General features: G+C 55.4%; 14 protein-coding genes and 1 riboswitch. Of the genes, 9 read left to right on the top strand and 5 right to left on the bottom strand.

The annotated features are described in order from the left end of the window. Position 1 precedes the first annotated feature (1 nt). A complete protein-coding gene (locus tag HX884_RS09730) occupies positions 2-358 on the top strand; it encodes a PTS fructose-like transporter subunit IIB (RefSeq protein ID WP_029882885.1) in 357 nt (118 codons plus the stop codon). Here HX884_RS09730 and HX884_RS09725 read toward each other — a convergent pair. From HX884_RS09725 to argE, 3 genes are all read right to left on the bottom strand, one after another. Further along, positions 345-1,193, bottom strand: coding sequence for an AraC family transcriptional regulator (locus HX884_RS09725; protein ID WP_029882884.1), 849 nt, complete (start codon positions 1,191-1,193; stop codon positions 345-347). The genes HX884_RS09730 and HX884_RS09725 overlap by 14 nt on opposite strands. Positions 1,194-1,287: 94 nt before the next feature. Beyond that, positions 1,288-3,939, bottom strand: a complete 2,652-nt coding sequence (gene ppc / locus HX884_RS09720; protein WP_013099302.1) for a phosphoenolpyruvate carboxylase — start codon at positions 3,937-3,939, stop codon at positions 1,288-1,290. A gap of 307 nt (positions 3,940-4,246) precedes the next feature. Beyond that, complete coding sequence (gene argE, locus HX884_RS09715) at positions 4,247-5,398, bottom strand: acetylornithine deacetylase (RefSeq protein WP_013099301.1); 1,152 nt, start codon at positions 5,396-5,398, stop codon at positions 4,247-4,249. Positions 5,399-5,486: 88 nt separating this feature from the next. Between argE and argC the strand changes: the two genes are divergently transcribed. From argC to oxyR, 4 genes are all read left to right on the top strand, one after another. Next, the gene (gene argC / locus HX884_RS09710; RefSeq protein WP_178328054.1) at positions 5,487-6,491 is read left to right on the top strand and encodes an N-acetyl-gamma-glutamyl-phosphate reductase; all 1,005 of its coding nucleotides are present in this window, start codon (positions 5,487-5,489) and stop codon (positions 6,489-6,491) included. 6 nt (positions 6,492-6,497) lie between these two features. After that, positions 6,498-7,274, top strand: coding sequence for an acetylglutamate kinase (gene argB / locus HX884_RS09705; RefSeq protein ID WP_095428052.1), 777 nt, complete (start codon positions 6,498-6,500; stop codon positions 7,272-7,274). A gap of 74 nt (positions 7,275-7,348) precedes the next feature. Next, on the top strand, positions 7,349-8,722 hold the full coding sequence (gene argH, locus HX884_RS09700) for an argininosuccinate lyase (protein ID WP_095428051.1): 1,374 nt from the start codon (positions 7,349-7,351) through the stop codon (positions 8,720-8,722). 326 nt (positions 8,723-9,048) lie between these two features. After that, positions 9,049-9,966 (top strand): DNA-binding transcriptional regulator OxyR, encoded by a 918-nt coding sequence (oxyR, locus tag HX884_RS09695; RefSeq protein ID WP_178328053.1) that lies wholly within the window; start codon positions 9,049-9,051, stop codon positions 9,964-9,966. Here oxyR and sthA read toward each other — a convergent pair. After that, a complete protein-coding gene (gene sthA, locus HX884_RS09690) occupies positions 9,949-11,349 on the bottom strand; it encodes a Si-specific NAD(P)(+) transhydrogenase (protein ID WP_014833741.1) in 1,401 nt (466 codons plus the stop codon). The two genes, oxyR and sthA, sit on opposite strands and share 18 nt — an antisense overlap. Positions 11,350-11,545: 196 nt before the next feature. Between sthA and fabR the strand changes: the two genes are divergently transcribed. Then, positions 11,546-12,184: an HTH-type transcriptional repressor FabR gene (gene fabR, locus HX884_RS09685; RefSeq protein WP_008501784.1), complete on the top strand. Its 639-nt coding sequence runs from the start codon at positions 11,546-11,548 to the stop codon at positions 12,182-12,184. A 9-nt stretch (positions 12,185-12,193) separates the two neighbouring features. Beyond that, on the top strand, positions 12,194-12,553 hold the full coding sequence (locus tag HX884_RS09680) for a YijD family membrane protein (RefSeq protein ID WP_008501783.1): 360 nt from the start codon (positions 12,194-12,196) through the stop codon (positions 12,551-12,553). Positions 12,554-12,632: 79 nt separating this feature from the next. Here the strand turns inward: HX884_RS09680 and trmA are convergent, their stop codons facing one another. Next, positions 12,633-13,733, bottom strand: a complete 1,101-nt coding sequence (gene trmA / locus HX884_RS09675) for a tRNA (uridine(54)-C5)-methyltransferase TrmA (RefSeq protein ID WP_013099295.1) — start codon at positions 13,731-13,733, stop codon at positions 12,633-12,635. Between the two features lie 104 nt (positions 13,734-13,837). Continuing rightward, a riboswitch (cobalamin riboswitch) is annotated at positions 13,838-14,014 on the top strand. Positions 14,015-14,079: 65 nt separating this feature from the next. On the opposite strand from trmA, the gene btuB reads away from it, so the two are divergent. Together btuB and murI are read left to right on the top strand one after the other, a co-directional pair. After that, positions 14,080-15,933, top strand: a complete 1,854-nt coding sequence (btuB, locus tag HX884_RS09670) for a TonB-dependent vitamin B12 receptor BtuB (RefSeq protein ID WP_045901652.1) — start codon at positions 14,080-14,082, stop codon at positions 15,931-15,933. Beyond that, positions 15,878-16,729 carry a glutamate racemase gene (gene murI / locus HX884_RS09665; RefSeq protein WP_032618543.1) on the top strand — a complete coding sequence of 284 codons (852 nt, stop codon included), beginning with the start codon at positions 15,878-15,880 and terminating at the stop codon, positions 16,727-16,729. Before btuB ends, murI begins: the two co-directional genes overlap by 56 nt. The last annotated feature ends 288 nt before the right edge of the window (positions 16,730-17,017 follow it).

The raw sequence follows: 17,017 nt of genomic DNA, 5'->3' as shown, positions 1-17,017 counted from the left end.
AATGACAGTAATAGCAGGGCGTCATCTGGTGGCGGTAACCGCGTGCGTGAGCGGCGTGGCGCATACGTACATGGCCGCAGAACGGCTGGAGCGGATTTGCCAGCAGGAGAAATGGTCAGTGCGCATTGAGACGCAAGGGGCGTTAGGCATTGAAAGTGAGCTGACGGAGGACGATATCCGCCGCGCCGATGTCGTATTACTTATCACGGATATTGAGCTGGCGGGCAATGAACGCTTCGAATCCGCCCGCTATGTGAAATGCGGCATTAATGCTTTCCTGCGGGACCCGCAAAAGGTCATGGCAGCGGTACGAAAAATGGTATCCGCACCGCAGCATACGCAGGTCATTCTGGATTAGCCGCTTTTCCGATTAGCTGGCTGTGATACTGACGACGGTATTCCGACGGCGAGCGCTCCGTGTTTTTACGGAATAAACGGCAGAAATAGTTACTGTCGACAAACCCGCAGGCATGCGCCACTTCTTTTACCTTTAAGTCATACCCTTTCAGCAACTGACGCGCGTGCTCCAGCCGCGTGTGGGTCAGGTACTCATTAAAACCTACCGCGCCGGTTTTCTGAAAAAGATGCGATAAATAGTTCGGAGAGATGTAAAACGCCTGCGCTACGGATTCCCGGGTAAGCGGGGTCGCATAATGTTCATCGATATAAACGCGAATAGCTTCAAACAGCGCCTGACTTCGGGAGGCGGTCTGGATCTGGCTACCCAACAAATCGACGCAGTGGCTAAGCAGGCTGGCAACAATCAGTCGCGCTGTTTGCTGCTCGTGCGGCTGCATCTGCATTTCATGAAGCGTCTGTAACAGGAAGGATCCAATGCGTGGCCCCCGACGGGCGACGTGCTGTTTTGCAAGATTACGAGCATCCACGCCGTTCCAGTGTAAAAGACTAAATCCAAGCTGCTGTTTACCAAACAGGATGCTCAGCGTTGTCGCGGGCGTTTGCCATTGCGGATCGTTCCAGCCTCCCGCCGGGACGTATAAAACATCACCCTGCTGTAATACGCAAGCCGCCTGGTCTTTCACCGAGCCTTCGAGCACGATCTCCAGACGGGGGAAATCAACCTGCAGGGCGAGTTCGGGTGCGCAGAGGGCGGGGTTGGCGAAATGAACCTGACGTAGCGGCATCGTACCGCTAATCAGGTCAGTCAGGATGTGGGTAATATCATGCTGCATGGTGTAAATACCGAGGTATTGCCGGGTGGCGCTGACGCTTACCCGGCCTACCTGTCGTAGGCCCGGCAAGCGAAGCGCCGCCGGGCAGTGAGCATTAGCCGGTGTTACGCATACCCGCTGCAACGCCCGCAATCGTCACCATCAGCGCTTGTTCTACGCGTGGATCCGGATCTTTACCTTCCTCTTCCGCCAGACGCGAACGGTGCAGCAGCTCCGCCTGCAGGACGTTTAGTGGGTCGGTATAGATGTTACGCAGCTGGATAGACTCGGCAATCCACGGCAGATCGGCCATCAGATGGGAGTCGTTGGCGATATCCAGTACCACTTTGATGTCGCCTTCCAGCAGTTCGCGCAGCTCTTTACCCAGCGCCCACAGCTCTGGTTTCACCAGGCGCTGATCGTAGTATTCCGCCAGCCACAGGTCAGCTTTCGAGAAGACCATCTCCAGCATACCCAGACGGGTAGAGAAGAATGGCCAGTCGCGGCACATGGTTTCCAGTTCGTTCTGTTTGCCATCTTCCACCACCTTCTGCAGCGCCGCACCGGCACCCAGCCAGGCTGGCAGCATCAGACGGTTCTGCGTCCAGGCGAAGATCCACGGGATTGCACGCAGAGACTCCACGCCGCCGGTCGGACGACGCTTAGCCGGACGTGAACCCAGCGGCAGTTTGCCCAGCTCCTGCTCTGGCGTAGCAGAGCGGAAGTAAGGTACGAAGTCTTTGTTTTCACGCACGTAGCCGCGGTACAGGTCGCACGAGATGTCAGACAGCTCATCCATAATGCGACACCAGGACTCTTTCGGCTCCGGCGGTGGCAGCAGGTTTGCTTCGAGAATCGCACTGGTATAGAGCGACAGGCTGCTGATGGTCACTTCCGGCAGGCCGTATTTGAAGCGGATCATCTCGCCCTGTTCGGTCACGCGCAGGCCGCCTTTCAGGCTTCCCGGCGGCTGAGAGAGCAGCGCCGCGTGCGCAGGCGCACCGCCACGGCCAATGGAGCCACCGCGACCGTGGAACAGCGTCAGCTCAATACCGGCTTTCTCGCAGGTTTTGATCAGCGCGTCCTGCGCCTGATACTGCGCCCAGGATGCCGCCATCACGCCCGCATCTTTTGCGGAGTCGGAATAGCCGATCATCACCATCTGTTTGCCCTGAATAAAGCCGCGATACCAGTCGATGTTCAGCAGCTGGGTCATTACATCATTGGCGTTGTTCAGGTCGTCAAGGGTTTCAAACAGCGGGGCGACAGGCAGGGCATAGTCGATACCGGCTTCTTTCAGTAGCAGGTGAACGGCCAACACGTCGGACGGGGTTTTCGCCATCGAGATCACATAGGCGGCGACCGATCCTTTTGGCGCATCCACGATCGCTTTACAGGTGTTGAGCACTTCGCGGGTTTCGTTGCTTGGCTCCCAGTTGCGCGGCAGCAGAGGACGCTTGGAGTTCAGCTCGCGGATCAGGAAGGCCTGTTTGTCGGCTTCAGACCAGCTTTCATAGTCGCCGATGCCAAGATAACGGGTCAGTTCACCCAGCGCTTCGGTATGGCGGGTGCTCTCCTGACGCACGTCGATACGCACCAGCGGCACGCCAAAACACTTCACGCGGCGCAGGGTGTCGAGCAGTTCGCCATTGGCGATGATGCCCATCCCGCAGGCCTGTAGTGATTTATAGCAAGCGTATAGCGGTTCCCAGAGCTGTTCGTTCTGGCTCAGCAGACCTTCCGGCTTCGGCAGGCGCTGGCCTTTCAGGCGTGCTTCCAGCCAGGCCTGGGTCGCCATCAGCTGGCTACGCAGTTTTTTCATCAGGAAACGATACGGCTCGCTGGCACCTTCTTCACCGGCCAGCGCGCGCAGTTCTGGCGTTGCTTCCACCATCGACAGCTCGGAGATCAGCACCTGAATGTCTTTCAGGAACAGATCGGTGGCTTTCCAGCGGCTCAGCAGCAGCACGTGGCGGGTGATTTCTGCCGTCACGTTCGGGTTACCGTCGCGGTCACCGCCCATCCAGGAGGTAAAGCGTACCGGGACAAAATCTACTGGCAGGCGATAGCCCAGGTTTGCTTCCAGCTGTTCGTTCAGCTCACGCAGGTAGTTCGGAACCCCTTCCCACAGGCTATTTTCCACCACCGCAAAGCCCCATTTGGCCTCGTCTACCGGGCTTGGGCGATGCTTACGAATTTCATCGGTGTGCCAGGACTGCGCAATCAGCTGGCGCAGACGGCGCATCAGCTGGTTACGTTCGTAGTCGGCAATGTCTTTGTTATCCAACTGTTTCAGACAGTTGTTCACTTCAACCATTTTGTGGATCAGGGTACGACGGGTGATTTCGGTTGGGTGGGCGGTCAGCACCAGCTCCAGCGAAAGGGACTCAACCGCTTTTTTAATGGTGGCTTCGTTGAGGTTTGGCTGGTCTTTGAGTTTACGAAGCGTACGGGCAATGACTTCCGGGTTGCTGGCAGCTTCGCCGTTTGGCGAAATGCTATGGTATTGCTCAGCCGTGTTTGCCAGGTTCAGGAACTGGCTGAATGCGCGTGCAACGGGCAGCAGCTCATCGTTAGAGAGGTTCTGCAAGGTAGTGAGCAGCTCCTGACGACTCGCTTCGTTACCGGCACGGGAAGATTTAGACAGCTTGCGGATGGTTTCAACGCGGTCGAGGATGTTTTCCCCCAACGCATCTTTGATGGTATCTCCAAGCACTTTGCCGAGCATACTGACATTACTACGCAACGCGGAATATTGTTCGTTCATAAAAACCCAGTCACCCCATCATTTTTGTTTATGCCCATGCGAAAATCTTCTGGACATTATTTTGTCATCTCCCTTTATAAAGCCACGTAAAACCCCTGTCGTCAATTGCTGCGAAAACGGTTCAGCAAACGAATAAATGCGGGCAATTTACGAAATTTAATTCGCATTGCGTCAGATAAGAGATGCTTATGGGAATGTGACGGAGATCGCGGGATTTATTCCCCTCACCCTGCCCTCTCCCCAGAGGGGAGAGGGTGTTCAAATTCCCTCTCCCCTCTGGGGAGAGGGTTAGGGTGAGGGGCATTTTTTAATGCCAGCAGAAGTGATGCACAACCTGGGTAATCAGTTCGCGGGTGGGCTTGATGAAGCGGGTTTCCAGGTATTCATCCGGCTGGTGCGCCTGGTTGATGGAGCCTGGGCCAAGTACCAGCGTCGGGCACAGCGTCTGAATAAACGGCGCTTCGGTGCAGTAGTTCACCACGTCGGTTTTCTCGCCGAGCAGTTTTTCCACCACTTCAACCAGCTGATGATCCGGTGGACATTCATAACCCGGGATCGGTGGATGCAGTTCAGACACCGTCAGGCGGCCAGGCCAGCGTTCACTCACCGGGGCCAGCGCTTCGGTCAGCAAGCCGTCGAGATCACTTAGCGTCATGCCCGGCAGCGGACGGATATCCATGTGCAGCTCACAGCAAGCGCAGATACGGTTAGAGGCATCGCCACCGTGCAGGCTCCCGAGGTTCAGCGTCGGATACGGCACGGTGAAGGCATCGTAGTGATACCGCTCTTTCAGTTCGTCGCGCAGAGTCATGATGCGGCCGATGGCGTCGTGCATCAGTTCAATGGCGTTCACGCCACGCGCCGGATCGCTGGAGTGGCCAGACTGGCCCATCACGCGCACTGCCGTGGAAATATGGCCTTTATGCGCACGGATCGGTTGTAATGACGTAGGCTCACCGATGATGGCGCAATCCGGGCGAATCGATGTGTTTTCTGAGAAGTAACGCGCCCCCGCCATGCTGGTCTCTTCATCGGCGGTCGCCAGAATGTAGAGCGGCTTTTTCAGTTTTGTCACGTCTACGTCACGTAGCGCGTCAAGGATAAAGGCGAAGAAGCCTTTCATGTCGGCGGTGCCAAGGCCGTAAAGCTTGTTGTCATGCTCGGTCAGGGTAAACGGGTCGCGGGTCCAGCGGCCATCGTCAAACGGCACAGTGTCGGTATGACCGGCCAGCAGCAGTCCGCCTGCGCCGTGTCCGGTACTGGCGAGCAGGTTAAATTTATGGCGTGTTCCGGGAACAGGCTGAACCTCAACGTTAAAGCCAAGATCGCTAAACCAACCCGCCAGCAGATTGATTAAAGACTCATTGCTCTGATCCAGCGCTTCTTCGGTCGCGCTGATGGAGGGTGTGGCAATCAGGGCGCGGTAAATCTCGATAAATGGCGGTAAGTTCATTTTCATTGTTGACACACCTTAGGTCGTGATAGTATCAATATTCATGCAATAAATGTGAATAAAAATACATTAACGTTGAGCATAAAGGAACCCGATGTTGAATACGCTGATTGTAGGCGCTAGCGGTTATGCGGGCGCAGAGCTTGTAAGCTACGTGAATCGCCATCCACATATGACCATAACCGCTTTGACCGTGTCAGCGCAAAGCAATGATGCAGGAAAGTTAATTTCTGATTTGCATCCGTGGCTTTTGGGCATTGTCGACTTGCCACTGCAGCCAATGTCTGACATCAGCGAGTTCACTGACGGCGTCGACGTGGTGTTTTTGGCCACCGCGCACGAGGTCAGTCACGACCTGGCGCCGCAATTCCTGGCGGCCGGTTGCGTGGTGTTCGACCTCTCCGGCGCGTTCCGTGTTAACGACGGCGCGTTCTACGAAAAATACTATGGCTTTACCCATCAGCACCCGGACCTGCTTGCAAAAGCCGTGTATGGGCTGGCGGAGTGGAGCGCAGACAAGCTGAAAGAAGCGGATCTGATTGCCGTGCCGGGCTGCTACCCGACGACCGCACAGCTTTCTCTGAAGCCGCTGATCGACGCAGACCTGCTGGATCTGAACCAGTGGCCGGTGATCAACGCCACCAGTGGTGTCAGCGGTGCCGGACGCAAGGCTGCTATTTCTAACAGCTTCTGTGAAGTCAGCCTGCAGCCGTATGGCGTGTTTAATCACCGCCATCATCCGGAAATCACTACCCATCTGGGGGCCAATGTCATCTTTACACCGCACCTGGGTAGCTTCCCGCGTGGGATCCTCGAAACCATTACCTGCCGCCTGAAACCGGGCGTGACCAAAGACCAGGTGAGCGAGGCCTTTACTCAGGCGTATGCGGATAAACCGTTGGTGCGTCTCTACGACAAAGGCGTGCCCGCGCTGAAAAACGTGGTTGGCCTGCCGTTCTGCGACATCGGCTATGCCGTGCAGGGCGAGCATCTGATCGTGGTGGCAGCAGAAGATAACTTACTCAAAGGCGCTGCCGCTCAGGCAATGCAGTGTGCAAATATTCGTTTCGGTTTCCCGGAAACGCAGGCTCTTATTTAAGGTGTGATGATGAACCCATTAATTATCAAACTCGGTGGTGTACTGCTGGACAGCGAAGAAGCGCTGGAGCGTCTGTTTACCGCGCTGGTTAACTATCGCGAATCACACCAGCGTCCGCTGGTGATTGTGCACGGCGGCGGCTGCGTGGTGGATGAGCTGATGAAAGGGCTCAACCTGCCGGTGAAAAAGAAAAACGGCCTGCGCGTGACGCCTGCCGACCAGATTGACATCATCACCGGTGCGCTGGCAGGTACGGCGAATAAGACTCTGTTGTCCTGGGCGAAGAAACACAACATTGCCTCCGTTGGCCTCTATCTGGGCGATGGCGACAGCGTAAAAGTGACCCAGCTTGATGAAGAACTCGGCCACGTTGGACTGGCGCAGCCAGGTTCGCCTAAGCTGATTAACACGCTGCTGGAAGGCGGTTTCCTGCCGGTAGTGAGCTCTATCGGGGTGACCGAAGAGGGTGAGCTGATGAACGTGAATGCGGACCAGGCGGCGACGGCACTGGCGGCAACGCTGGGCGCGGACCTGATCCTGCTCTCCGATGTGAGCGGTATTCTGGACGGCAAAGGCCAGCGCATTGCGGAAATGACCGCGGCAAAAGCCGAACAGCTGATCGCCCAGGGCATTATTACCGACGGGATGATCGTCAAAGTGAATGCCGCGCTGGATGCCGCCCGTACGCTCGGTCGACCGGTGGATATCGCCTCCTGGCGTCACGCGGAGCAGCTTCCGGCGCTGTTTAACGGCACGCCAATTGGCACGCGTATTTTAGCGTAAGTTATTAATGAATGACCGTAGGCCGGGTAAGCGCAGCGCCACCCGGCGGAACTAACGAATAAAGGAACGATGTTATGGCACTTTGGGGTGGGCGTTTTACACAGGCAGCGGATCAACGGTTCAAACAGTTCAACGACTCTTTGCGCTTCGACTACCGCCTGGCCGAACAGGATATCGTCGGCTCTGTGGCCTGGTCCAAAGCGCTGGTGACGGTGGGCGTGCTGACCGCAGAGGAGCAGCAGCAGCTGGAAGAGGCGCTCAATAATCTGCTGGAAGAAGTGCGTCTGGATCCGCAGCAAATTCTGCAAAGCGATGCCGAAGATATTCACAGCTGGGTAGAAGGCAAACTGATCGACAAAGTTGGCCAGCTGGGTAAAAAGCTGCACACCGGCCGTAGCCGTAACGACCAGGTCGCTACCGATCTGAAGCTGTGGTGTAAAGATACCGTCGCGGAGCTGCTGGCGGCTAACCGTCAGCTGCAGAGCGCTCTGGTAGACACGGCACAGAACAACCAGGACGCGGTGATGCCGGGTTATACCCATTTGCAGCGCGCGCAGCCGGTGACCTTTGCGCACTGGTGTCTGGCCTATGTCGAGATGCTGGCGCGTGACGAAAGCCGCCTGCAGGATACCCTGAAGCGCCTGGACGTCAGCCCGCTGGGCAGCGGTGCACTGGCGGGTACGGCATATGAAATTGACCGCGAGCAGCTGGCAGGCTGGCTGGGCTTTGCGTCTGCCACCCGTAACAGTCTGGACAGCGTCTCTGACCGTGACCACGTGCTGGAACTGCTGTCGAATGCTTCTATCGGGATGGTCCACCTGTCACGCTTTGCCGAAGACCTAATCTTCTTTAACTCTGGCGAAGCCGGATTTGTGGAGTTGTCTGACCGTGTGACGTCCGGCTCTTCCCTGATGCCGCAGAAGAAAAACCCGGATGCGCTGGAGCTGATCCGCGGGAAGTGTGGCCGCGTACAGGGCGCACTGACCGGCATGATGATGACCCTGAAAGGGCTGCCGCTGGCGTACAACAAAGATATGCAGGAAGACAAAGAAGGGCTGTTCGACGCGCTCGACACCTGGCTGGACTGCCTGCATATGGGTGCGCTGGTGCTGGACGGCATTCAGGTGAAACGTTCTCGTTGTCAGGAAGCGGCGCAGCAGGGTTATGCAAACGCGACCGAACTGGCGGATTACCTGGTGGCGAAAGGCGTACCGTTCCGTGAAGCGCACCACATTGTGGGCGAAGCGGTAGTGGAAGCGATTCGTCAGGGGAAACCGCTGGAAGAGCTGGCGCTTGCCGACCTGCAGAAATTCAGTGCGGTTATCGGGGAGGATGTGTACCCGATTCTGTCGTTGCAGTCATGCCTGGATAAGCGTGCGGCGAAAGGCGGTGTGTCGCCGAAGCAGGTGGCGCAGGCGATTGCGGACGCGAAAAACCGGTTGGTTTGATTTGTGCGGGCTGGTGCCCTCACCCCGGCCCTCTCCCACAGGGAGAGGGAGCAAACCCTAAAAATGGCAACTTCGGTTGCCATTTTGCTTTTACCCCCGGGTTTTTTTACGCAAAAAAAAGCGGACCACGGGGTCCGCAAAAGTTCACGTTGGCTTTAGTTGTTCGAGTTTTGAGAGAAACTCGCTGACGGTGCGGGGACGTCAAGGGTCAAACACGTGCCGCCTCGTCTATGTGGTGTATTATTCAACAGAATGCTTGATAGGGATAATCGTTCGTTGCTATGCTATCTATCGCCATGAACTATCGTGGCGACGGAGGATGAATAATGAATATTCGTGATCTTGAATACCTGGTAGCGTTAGCCGAGCATCGCCACTTTCGCCGTGCGGCAGATTCCTGCCACGTCAGCCAGCCTACGCTGAGCGGTCAGATCCGCAAGCTGGAAGACGAGCTGGGCGTGATGCTGCTGGAGCGCACCAGTCGTAAAGTGCTGTTCACTCAGGCGGGTTTGCTGCTGGTGGATCAGGCGCGCACCGTGCTGCGCGAGGTCAAAGTGCTCAAGGAAATGGCAAGTCAGCAAGGGGAGACCATGTCCGGCCCGCTGCATATTGGCCTGATCCCAACCGTTGGTCCGTACCTTCTGCCGCACATCATTCCGATGCTGCACCAGACGTTCCCGAAACTCGAAATGTATCTGCATGAAGCGCAAACCCATCAGCTGCTGGCACAGTTAGATAGCGGCAAGCTCGACTGCGCCATTCTGGCGCTGGTAAAAGAGAGCGAAGCCTTTATCGAAGTGCCGCTGTTTGACGAGCCGATGATGCTGGCGATCTACGAAGATCACCCGTGGGCGAACCGCGATCGTGCGCCGATGGCCGATCTGGCCGGTGAAAAGCTGCTGATGCTGGAAGATGGCCACTGCCTGCGCGATCAGGCCATGGGCTTCTGTTTTGAAGCGGGAGCGGATGAAGATACCCATTTCCGCGCAACCAGCCTGGAAACGCTGCGTAATATGGTGGCGGCGGGAAGTGGTATTACGTTGCTGCCTGCGCTGGCCGTGCCGCGCGAGCGTAAACGCGACGGTGTGGTTTACCTGCCGTGCATTAAACCAGAGCCACGTCGTACTATAGGTCTGGTTTATCGTCCGGGGTCACCGCTGCGCAGCCGCTATGAGCAGCTGGCAGAGGCCATCCGTGGTGCGATGGATGGCCATTTTGACAATGCGTTAAAACAGGCGGTTTAAACCGTTCAGCGCGGCAACCCGATAGGCTTCCGCCATGGTCGGGTAGTTAAAGGTGGTGTTAACGAAGTACTCAATGGTGTTACCGCCACCTTTTTGCTCCATTATCGCCTGGCCGATATGAATGATTTCCGCCGCGCGTTCACCAAAGCAGTGAATACCGAGGATCTCTTTCGTCTCACGATGGAACAGGATCTTCAGCGTTCCCACGCTCATGCCAACAATTTGTGCCCGTGCCAGATGTTTAAACTGGGCGCGACCCACCTCGTAAGGCACCTTCATGGAGGTCAGCTGCTGCTCGGTTTTCCCTACGGAGCTGATTTCCGGAATGGTGTAAATCCCAGTTGGAATGTCTTCGATCAGATGCGCCGTCGCTTCGCCTTTTACCAGCGCCTGCGCCGCAATGCGCCCCTGGTCATAGGCCGCGGAAGCGAGGCTCGGGTAACCAATCACGTCACCGACCGCGTAAACGTGCGGCAGGGCAGTCTGGTACATGCTGTTAACCTTCAACTGACCACGGCTGTCCGTCTCCAGACCGATGTTTTCCAGCGCCAGTGAATCGGTGTTACCGGTACGGCCGTTAGCATACAGCAGGCAGTCGGCTTTCAGCTTTTTGCCAGACTTCAGATGCATGATCACGCCGTCGTCGCAGCCTTCGATCTTCTCGTACTCTTCGTTGTGGCGAATCACCACACCGCTGTTCCAGAAGTGGTAGGAGAGCGAGTCTGACATCTCCTGATCCAGGAAAGCCAGCAGGCGGTCGCGCGTGTTAATCAGATCAACTTTGACATCCATTCCGCGGAAGATAGACGCATATTCACACCCGATCACCCCCGCGCCATAGATAATCACATGGCGAGGTTCATGGTGCAGGCTGAGGATGGAATCGCTGTCGTAAATGCGTGGGTGGGAGAAATCCACGTCTGCCGGATGATACGGGCGGGAACCACAGGCGATAACAAATTTTTCAGCGGTGAGGGTTTCAACCGAACCGTCGTGACACTCCAGCGCCAGCGTATGTTCATCCACAAAATGCGCGTTACCCTGAAGAATTTCGCAATGGTTACGCTCATAAAAACCCTGACGCATGCGTGTCTGCTGGTTAATAACGGTATCTGCGTGATTCAGGATATCGGCAAAAGAGGAACGAAGAAGTCGGGAGTGGTCGCTGTAAAGAGGGTTCTGGTTAAATTCAATAATGCGGCTAACGGCGTGGCGGAGGGCTTTGGAAGGGATGGTGCCCCAGTGGGTGCAACCGCCGCCAACATTATGGTAGCGCTCAATGACCGCTACTCTGGCTCCCTGTTTTACCAGACCCATAGCAGCGCCTTCGCCGCCGGGGCCGGAACCAATAACTATTGCGTCGTAATCGTAGGAATGTGGCATGGCAAGGCTTACCTGTTCTTATACATAAAAGCAACAGAATCATAACATCATTGCCAGGGTAACCCAATTATCGTTGTGCTTTTTTCCGGCAGTGGAGCACAAAGCGCGCGTAAACAATCATTCACAAAGCCAGGTAAACAGATTAATTTTATTCTCTGGTATAGTGCCATCAGACCTTTGGAAGGATTCAACTATCGTGATGGGCGTAAGAGCACAACAAAAAGAGAAAACCCGGCGTTCGCTGGTGGAAGCTGCATTCAGTCAACTGAGTGCTGAGCGGAGTTTTGCCAGTTTGAGCCTGCGTGAAGTCGCACGCGAGGCCGGGATTGCGCCAACGTCCTTCTATCGCCATTTCCGTGATGTGGATGAACTGGGTCTGACCATGGTCGACGAGAGTGGGCTCATGCTGCGCCAGCTGATGCGCCAGGCGCGGCAGCGTATCGCGAAAGGCGGTAGCGTTATCCGTACCTCCGTGTCGACCTTTATGGAATTTATCGGCAATAACCCCAACGCGTTTCGCCTGTTGCTGCGCGAGCGTTCAGGGACGTCAGCGGCATTTCGTGCCGCTGTCGCGCGTGAAATTCAGCATTTCATTGCGGAACTTGCCGACTATCTTGAACTCGAAAACCATATGCCGCGTGCGTTCACCGAAGCACAGGCTGAAGCGATGGTGACGATTGTTTTCAGTGCAGGTGCCGAAGCGCTGGATGTCAGCATTGAACAACGTAAGCAACTCGAAGAGCGACTGGTATTGCAGCTCAGGATGATCTCCAAAGGTGCGTACTACTGGTATCGCCGTGAACAAGAGAAACTGGCACATCAAACCGAAGAGTGAAGGTGAGTAATGAAACAGTCAGGTCAGGATAAAGGGACGCTGTTGCTGGCATTGATCGCTGGCTTATCCATTAATGGTACGTTTGCCGCTATTTTTAGCTCCATCGTACCCTTCTCGATTTTCCCGCTTATCGCCCTGGTGCTGACGGTTTACTGCCTGCACCAGCGTTATCTGAACCGCACCATGCCGGTGGGGTTACCGGGCCTGGCCGCAGCCTGCTTTATTCTGGGTGTGTTGCTGTACAGCACGGTGGTGCGCGCAGAGTACCCGGATATCGGCTCTAACTTCTTCCCTGCTGTTCTGTCTGTGGCGCTGGTGTTCTGGATTGGCTCTCGCATGCGCAGCCGCAAGAGCCAGTTGCCAGAGTAAGGAATTATTTGTAGGGCAGGTAAGCGAAGCGCCACCTGCCAAAAACGCCGGATGGCGCTACGCTTATCCGGCCTACAGATCACCGTGCGGTAAGTAAAACACCGCACTCCATATGGTGCGTATACGGGAACTGATCGAACAGCGCCAGACGTTCAACCTTGTGCGTCTGGCTTAATGTTTCCAGGTTTTTGCACAGCGTTTCCGGGTTACAGGAAATGTACAAAATACGCGGGTATGCCTGCACCATCTTCTCGGTTTCGCTGTCCAGGCCACTGCGCGGCGGATCGACAAAAATCGTCTCGCACTGATAGCCCTTCAGATCGATCCCCTCAAGACGGTTAAATTCGCGCACGCCGTTCATGGCCTGCGTAAACTCTTCTGCTGCCATACGAATAATCTGCACGTTGTCGATATGGTTGGCGGCAATGTTGTACTGCGCGGCCGCAACGGACGGTTTGGCAATTTCCGTTGCCAGTACGCGCTCGAAATTGCGCGCCAGTGCCAGCGAGAAGTTGCCATTCCCACAGTACAGCTCAAGCAGATCGCCCTTTGACCCTTCGGTCGCTTTCAGCGCCCACTCCAGCATTTGCACGTTCATCGCCGCGTTAGGTTGGGTGAAGCTGTTCTCTACCTGACGGTAAACCATCTCTTTTCCTGCCACCGACAGGCGCTCATCGATGTAATCCTGATCCAGCATGATTTTGGTTTTTGTCGCGCGGCCAATCAGGTGAACGTTGATGTTTTGCGCCCGTAGCGCATCGCGCAGCGCTTCTGCCTGCTCGCGCCACTCGTCGTTAAGCGCCTTGTGGTACAGCAGAGAGACAATGGCCTGATTGCTTTGGGTGGTCAGGTAGTCAATCTGGAACAGCTTATGGCGCAGCACCGGGTTGTTGCGCACACCGTCAATCATCAGAGTCATGAGCTGGTTAATCAGCTCACTCGCCGCCGGGAAGCTGTTAACCCGGATACGGGATTTAGTCTGCTGATCGAAAATGATGTGATACAGGTCGTCGCCATCGTGCCAGATGCGGAACTCGGCGCGCATACGGTAGTGGCTGACGGGGGAACGGAACACCTCAGGAACGGGCGCGTTGAAAGGCGTCATCATACTTTGCAGGCGGACAACTTTCTCTGCAAGCTGTGCGTCGTACTGTTCTGTCGGGAGGTGTTCGGGGGTCATGATGCGTCCTGAGTGATAAAGAATTACGCGGGGATTGTAGGGAATGTGCAGTGGATGTCCAGATTTAATGGCTAATAGCTATCTGGACATCTATACGTGTCTAATTGTAGCATTCTGTTTCCGGTCTCCTGAGAGTGAAAAGGGAATCCAGTGTAAATCTGGAGCTGACGCGCAGCGGTAAAGACTGGCGGGATGAGAATTGCAGACACTGTGAAAATGGGAAGTCTTCATCCACAAAACGCCACCCAGCCCGAAGACCTGCCGGGATCACGTCGCATTTGGTTTCATCATCGCGTGCTATAGATGAGGCCTGCGGCATCCTTCTTATATTGTGGATGCTTTAACAATGATTAAAAAAGTATCGCTGTTAACGGCGTTGTCCGTTACGGCATTTTCGGGCTGGGCGCAGGATAGCGCTGACTCGTTGGTGGTGACAGCAAATCGTTTTGAACAACCGGCAAAAACAGTTCTGGCACCGACGTCCGTGGTGACGCGTGAAGATATTGAGCGCTGGCAGGCAAAGAGCGTTGTGGAGATTATGTCACGTCTGCCGGGCGTAGATATCGCGCAAAGCGGTGGCCTGGGTGCCACCTCTTCTACCTTTATTCGCGGCACTGAATCCCGTCATGTTCTGGTCCTGATTGACGGTGTACCGTTGAACAGCGCCGGGATTAGCAACGTTCCCGATCTGAGCCAAATCCCAACCTCGCTGATTCAGCGAATCGAATACGTCCGTGGCCCGCGTTCTGCGCTGTATGGCTCCGACGCGATTGGCGGCGTGATTAACATCATCACCGGGCGTGATAAGCCGGGTGCGGAAATCTCAGCGGGCGTCGGCTCTAAGGGCTACCAGACCTATGATGGCGCTTTCCAGCAGGTGCTGAATAAAACCAAAATCACTATGGCGGGTAACTACACCTATACCCGCGGCTTTGATATTGCTGCCCAGGATGCGCCGCGCCAGCCTGACCGCGATGGTTTTATGAGTAAATCGCTGTACGGCTCCGTGGAACAGCAAATTACCGACAGCGTGAGCGGGTTCTTCCGTGGCTTTGGTTATGACAACCGCACCGCGTATGACGGTTACGATCATTACGACGCCAATTTTATGGTGGATGGACGACCTGATACTCGCCAGCTTTACAGCCAGAACTGGGATACCGGTTTGCGTTACAGCCAGGGGATTTTCCAGTCACAGCTGGTGGCGGGTTACGGCCGCAGTAAAGATCAGAACTATGATCCGAAGAAAGGGCGCTACGCTGATTCCGCAACCATGGATGACGTGAAGCAGTACACCACCCAATGGCTCAACACTATAGAAGTCGGCCATGGCAATATCGGCGCAGGCCTGGACTGGCAAAAGCAGAAGACGCAGGCCGGGACCGGTTACCTGGAAAAAGGTTACGAGCAACGTAATACCGGTGTGTTCGCGTCTGCGATGCAGCAGTTCAACAGCGTGACGCTGGAAGCGGCGGCGCGTAATGACGACAACTCCAACTTTGGCAACCATGGCACGTGGCAAACCAGCGCAGCGTGGGAGTTTGTGGATGGTTATCGCGTGATTGCCTCCTACGGCACCGCTTTTAAAGCACCGACGATGAGCCAGATCCACAGCGCTTCTTACGGCAATCCGGACCTTAAACCGGAGGAGAGTAAACAGTGGGAAGGGGGCTTTGAAGGCCTGACGGGACCGGTCAACTGGCGTATCACCGGTTATCGTAATGATATTGATAACCTGATCAGCAGCGATCCGCATACGTATCGGTACTACAACGTTGACGAAGCGCGTATTAAAGGTGTGGAAGCGACGGCACAGTTCGAAACTGGACCGGTTAGACACCAGATCTCCTATGATTATGTTGACCCGCGTAACGCCAAAACTCATGAAGTGCTGGCCCGCCGTTCTAAGCAGCAGGTTAAGTATCAACTTGACTGGCAGGTATGGGATCTCGACTGGAACCTCGCTTACCGTTACCTCGGCACCCGCTATGATGTCGCGATCGATCCAGACACTTATGCGTCAGAACGCGTGAAAATGGGCGGGGTAAGCCTGTGGGATGTCGCAGTTTCATATCCTGTCACCTCTCACCTTACAGTTCGTGGTAAAATAGCCAACCTGTTCGATAAAGATTACGAGACAGTTTATGGCTACCAAACTGCAGGACGGGAATACACCTTGTCTGGCAGCTACACCTTCTAATCCGCGTCCCACCGTGCTGGTATTTGATTCCGGTGTCGGTGGGCTTTCGGTCTATGATGAGATTCGGCATCTCCTGCCGGATCTCCATTATATCTACGCCTTCGATAACGTCGCTTTCCCTTATGGGGAGAAGAGCGAGGACTTTATTGTTGAGCGTGTCGTTGAAATCGTCACCGCGGTACAGCAGCGTTATCCTCTGGCGCTGGCGGTCATCGCCTGTAATACGGCAAGCACGGTATCGCTGCCAGCCTTGCGCGCAAAATTTCAGTTCCCGGTTGTGGGCGTCGTTCCCGCAATAAAGCCTGCTGCGCGCCTGACTGCGAATGGTATTGTGGGTCTGCTGGCTACGCGCGGCACGGTGAAGCGTCCTTATACGCGTGAATTGATCGATCGTTTTGCCAATGAATGTCAGATCGCGATGCTCGGTTCGGCAGAGCTGGTGGAGATGGCTGAAGCGAAGCTGCATGGCAAGACGGTGCCACTTGAGGAGCTGCGTCGTATTCTTCGCCCGTGGCTGCGTATGCCGGAACCGCCGGATACCGTCGTTCTGGGCTGCACTCATTTCCCGCTCTTACAGGAAGAATTGTTAGAAGTACTGCCGGAGGGGACGCGTCTGGTGGATTCCGGTGCGGCTATTGCCCGTCGTACTGCCTGGCTGCTGGAACATGAAGCGCCGGATGCCAAATCTGCCGATGCGAATATCGCGTTTTGTATGGCACTAACAAACGAGACTGAACAACTTTTACCCGTTTTGCGCCGTTATGGGTTTGAAACGCTCGAAAAACTCGCGCTGTAGCACGGTTTTGAGCAAAAAAGAGACGGTTGAACGTTTTTTTTTAAAGAGGGGTTGTCAACGTCTGAGAACTCCCTATAATGCGCCTCCACTGACACGGAAAAACGGCTTGCAAGCCGCCGGGTTAGCGGGGTTCAGAGATGAATGCCGACAGAGAAAAGTGAAAATAATCACTTGACTCTGAATGAGGAAAACGTATTATACGGGACCTCGCAACGGTGAGCGAAAGCCGCGTTGCACTGCTCTTTAACAATTTATCAGACAATCTGTGTGGGCACTCAAAGTGACATG

It is taken from the genome of Enterobacter sp. SECR19-1250, assembly GCF_013391025.1.
In the GTDB taxonomy this organism is placed as follows: Bacteria; Pseudomonadota; Gammaproteobacteria; order Enterobacterales; family Enterobacteriaceae; genus Enterobacter; species Enterobacter cloacae.
Note: the sequence above shows the minus strand (reverse complement) of the source record. Positions and strands in the feature narration are given on the sequence as shown.

Excerpts from the sequence above, each read along its gene's own strand:
- sthA (WP_014833741.1), bottom strand. The coding sequence starts at position 11,349 with ATGCCACATTCCTACGATTACGACGCAATAGTTATTGGTTCCGGCCCC.
- oxyR (WP_178328053.1), top strand. The coding sequence starts at position 9,049 with ATGAATATTCGTGATCTTGAATACCTGGTAGCGTTAGCCGAGCATCGC.
- argE (WP_013099301.1), bottom strand. The coding sequence starts at position 5,398 with ATGAAAATGAACTTACCGCCATTTATCGAGATTTACCGCGCCCTGATT.
- HX884_RS09725 (WP_029882884.1), bottom strand. The coding sequence starts at position 1,193 with ATGCAGCATGATATTACCCACATCCTGACTGACCTGATTAGCGGTACG.
- HX884_RS09730 (WP_029882885.1), top strand. The coding sequence starts at position 2 with ATGACAGTAATAGCAGGGCGTCATCTGGTGGCGGTAACCGCGTGCGTG.
- btuB (WP_045901652.1), top strand. The coding sequence starts at position 14,080 with ATGATTAAAAAAGTATCGCTGTTAACGGCGTTGTCCGTTACGGCATTT.
- ppc (WP_013099302.1), bottom strand. The coding sequence starts at position 3,939 with ATGAACGAACAATATTCCGCGTTGCGTAGTAATGTCAGTATGCTCGGC.
- argH (WP_095428051.1), top strand. The coding sequence starts at position 7,349 with ATGGCACTTTGGGGTGGGCGTTTTACACAGGCAGCGGATCAACGGTTC.
- murI (WP_032618543.1), top strand. The coding sequence starts at position 15,878 with ATGGCTACCAAACTGCAGGACGGGAATACACCTTGTCTGGCAGCTACA.
- argB (WP_095428052.1), top strand. The coding sequence starts at position 6,498 with ATGATGAACCCATTAATTATCAAACTCGGTGGTGTACTGCTGGACAGC.
- trmA (WP_013099295.1), bottom strand. The coding sequence starts at position 13,733 with ATGACCCCCGAACACCTCCCGACAGAACAGTACGACGCACAGCTTGCA.
- argC (WP_178328054.1), top strand. The coding sequence starts at position 5,487 with ATGTTGAATACGCTGATTGTAGGCGCTAGCGGTTATGCGGGCGCAGAG.
- HX884_RS09680 (WP_008501783.1), top strand. The coding sequence starts at position 12,194 with ATGAAACAGTCAGGTCAGGATAAAGGGACGCTGTTGCTGGCATTGATC.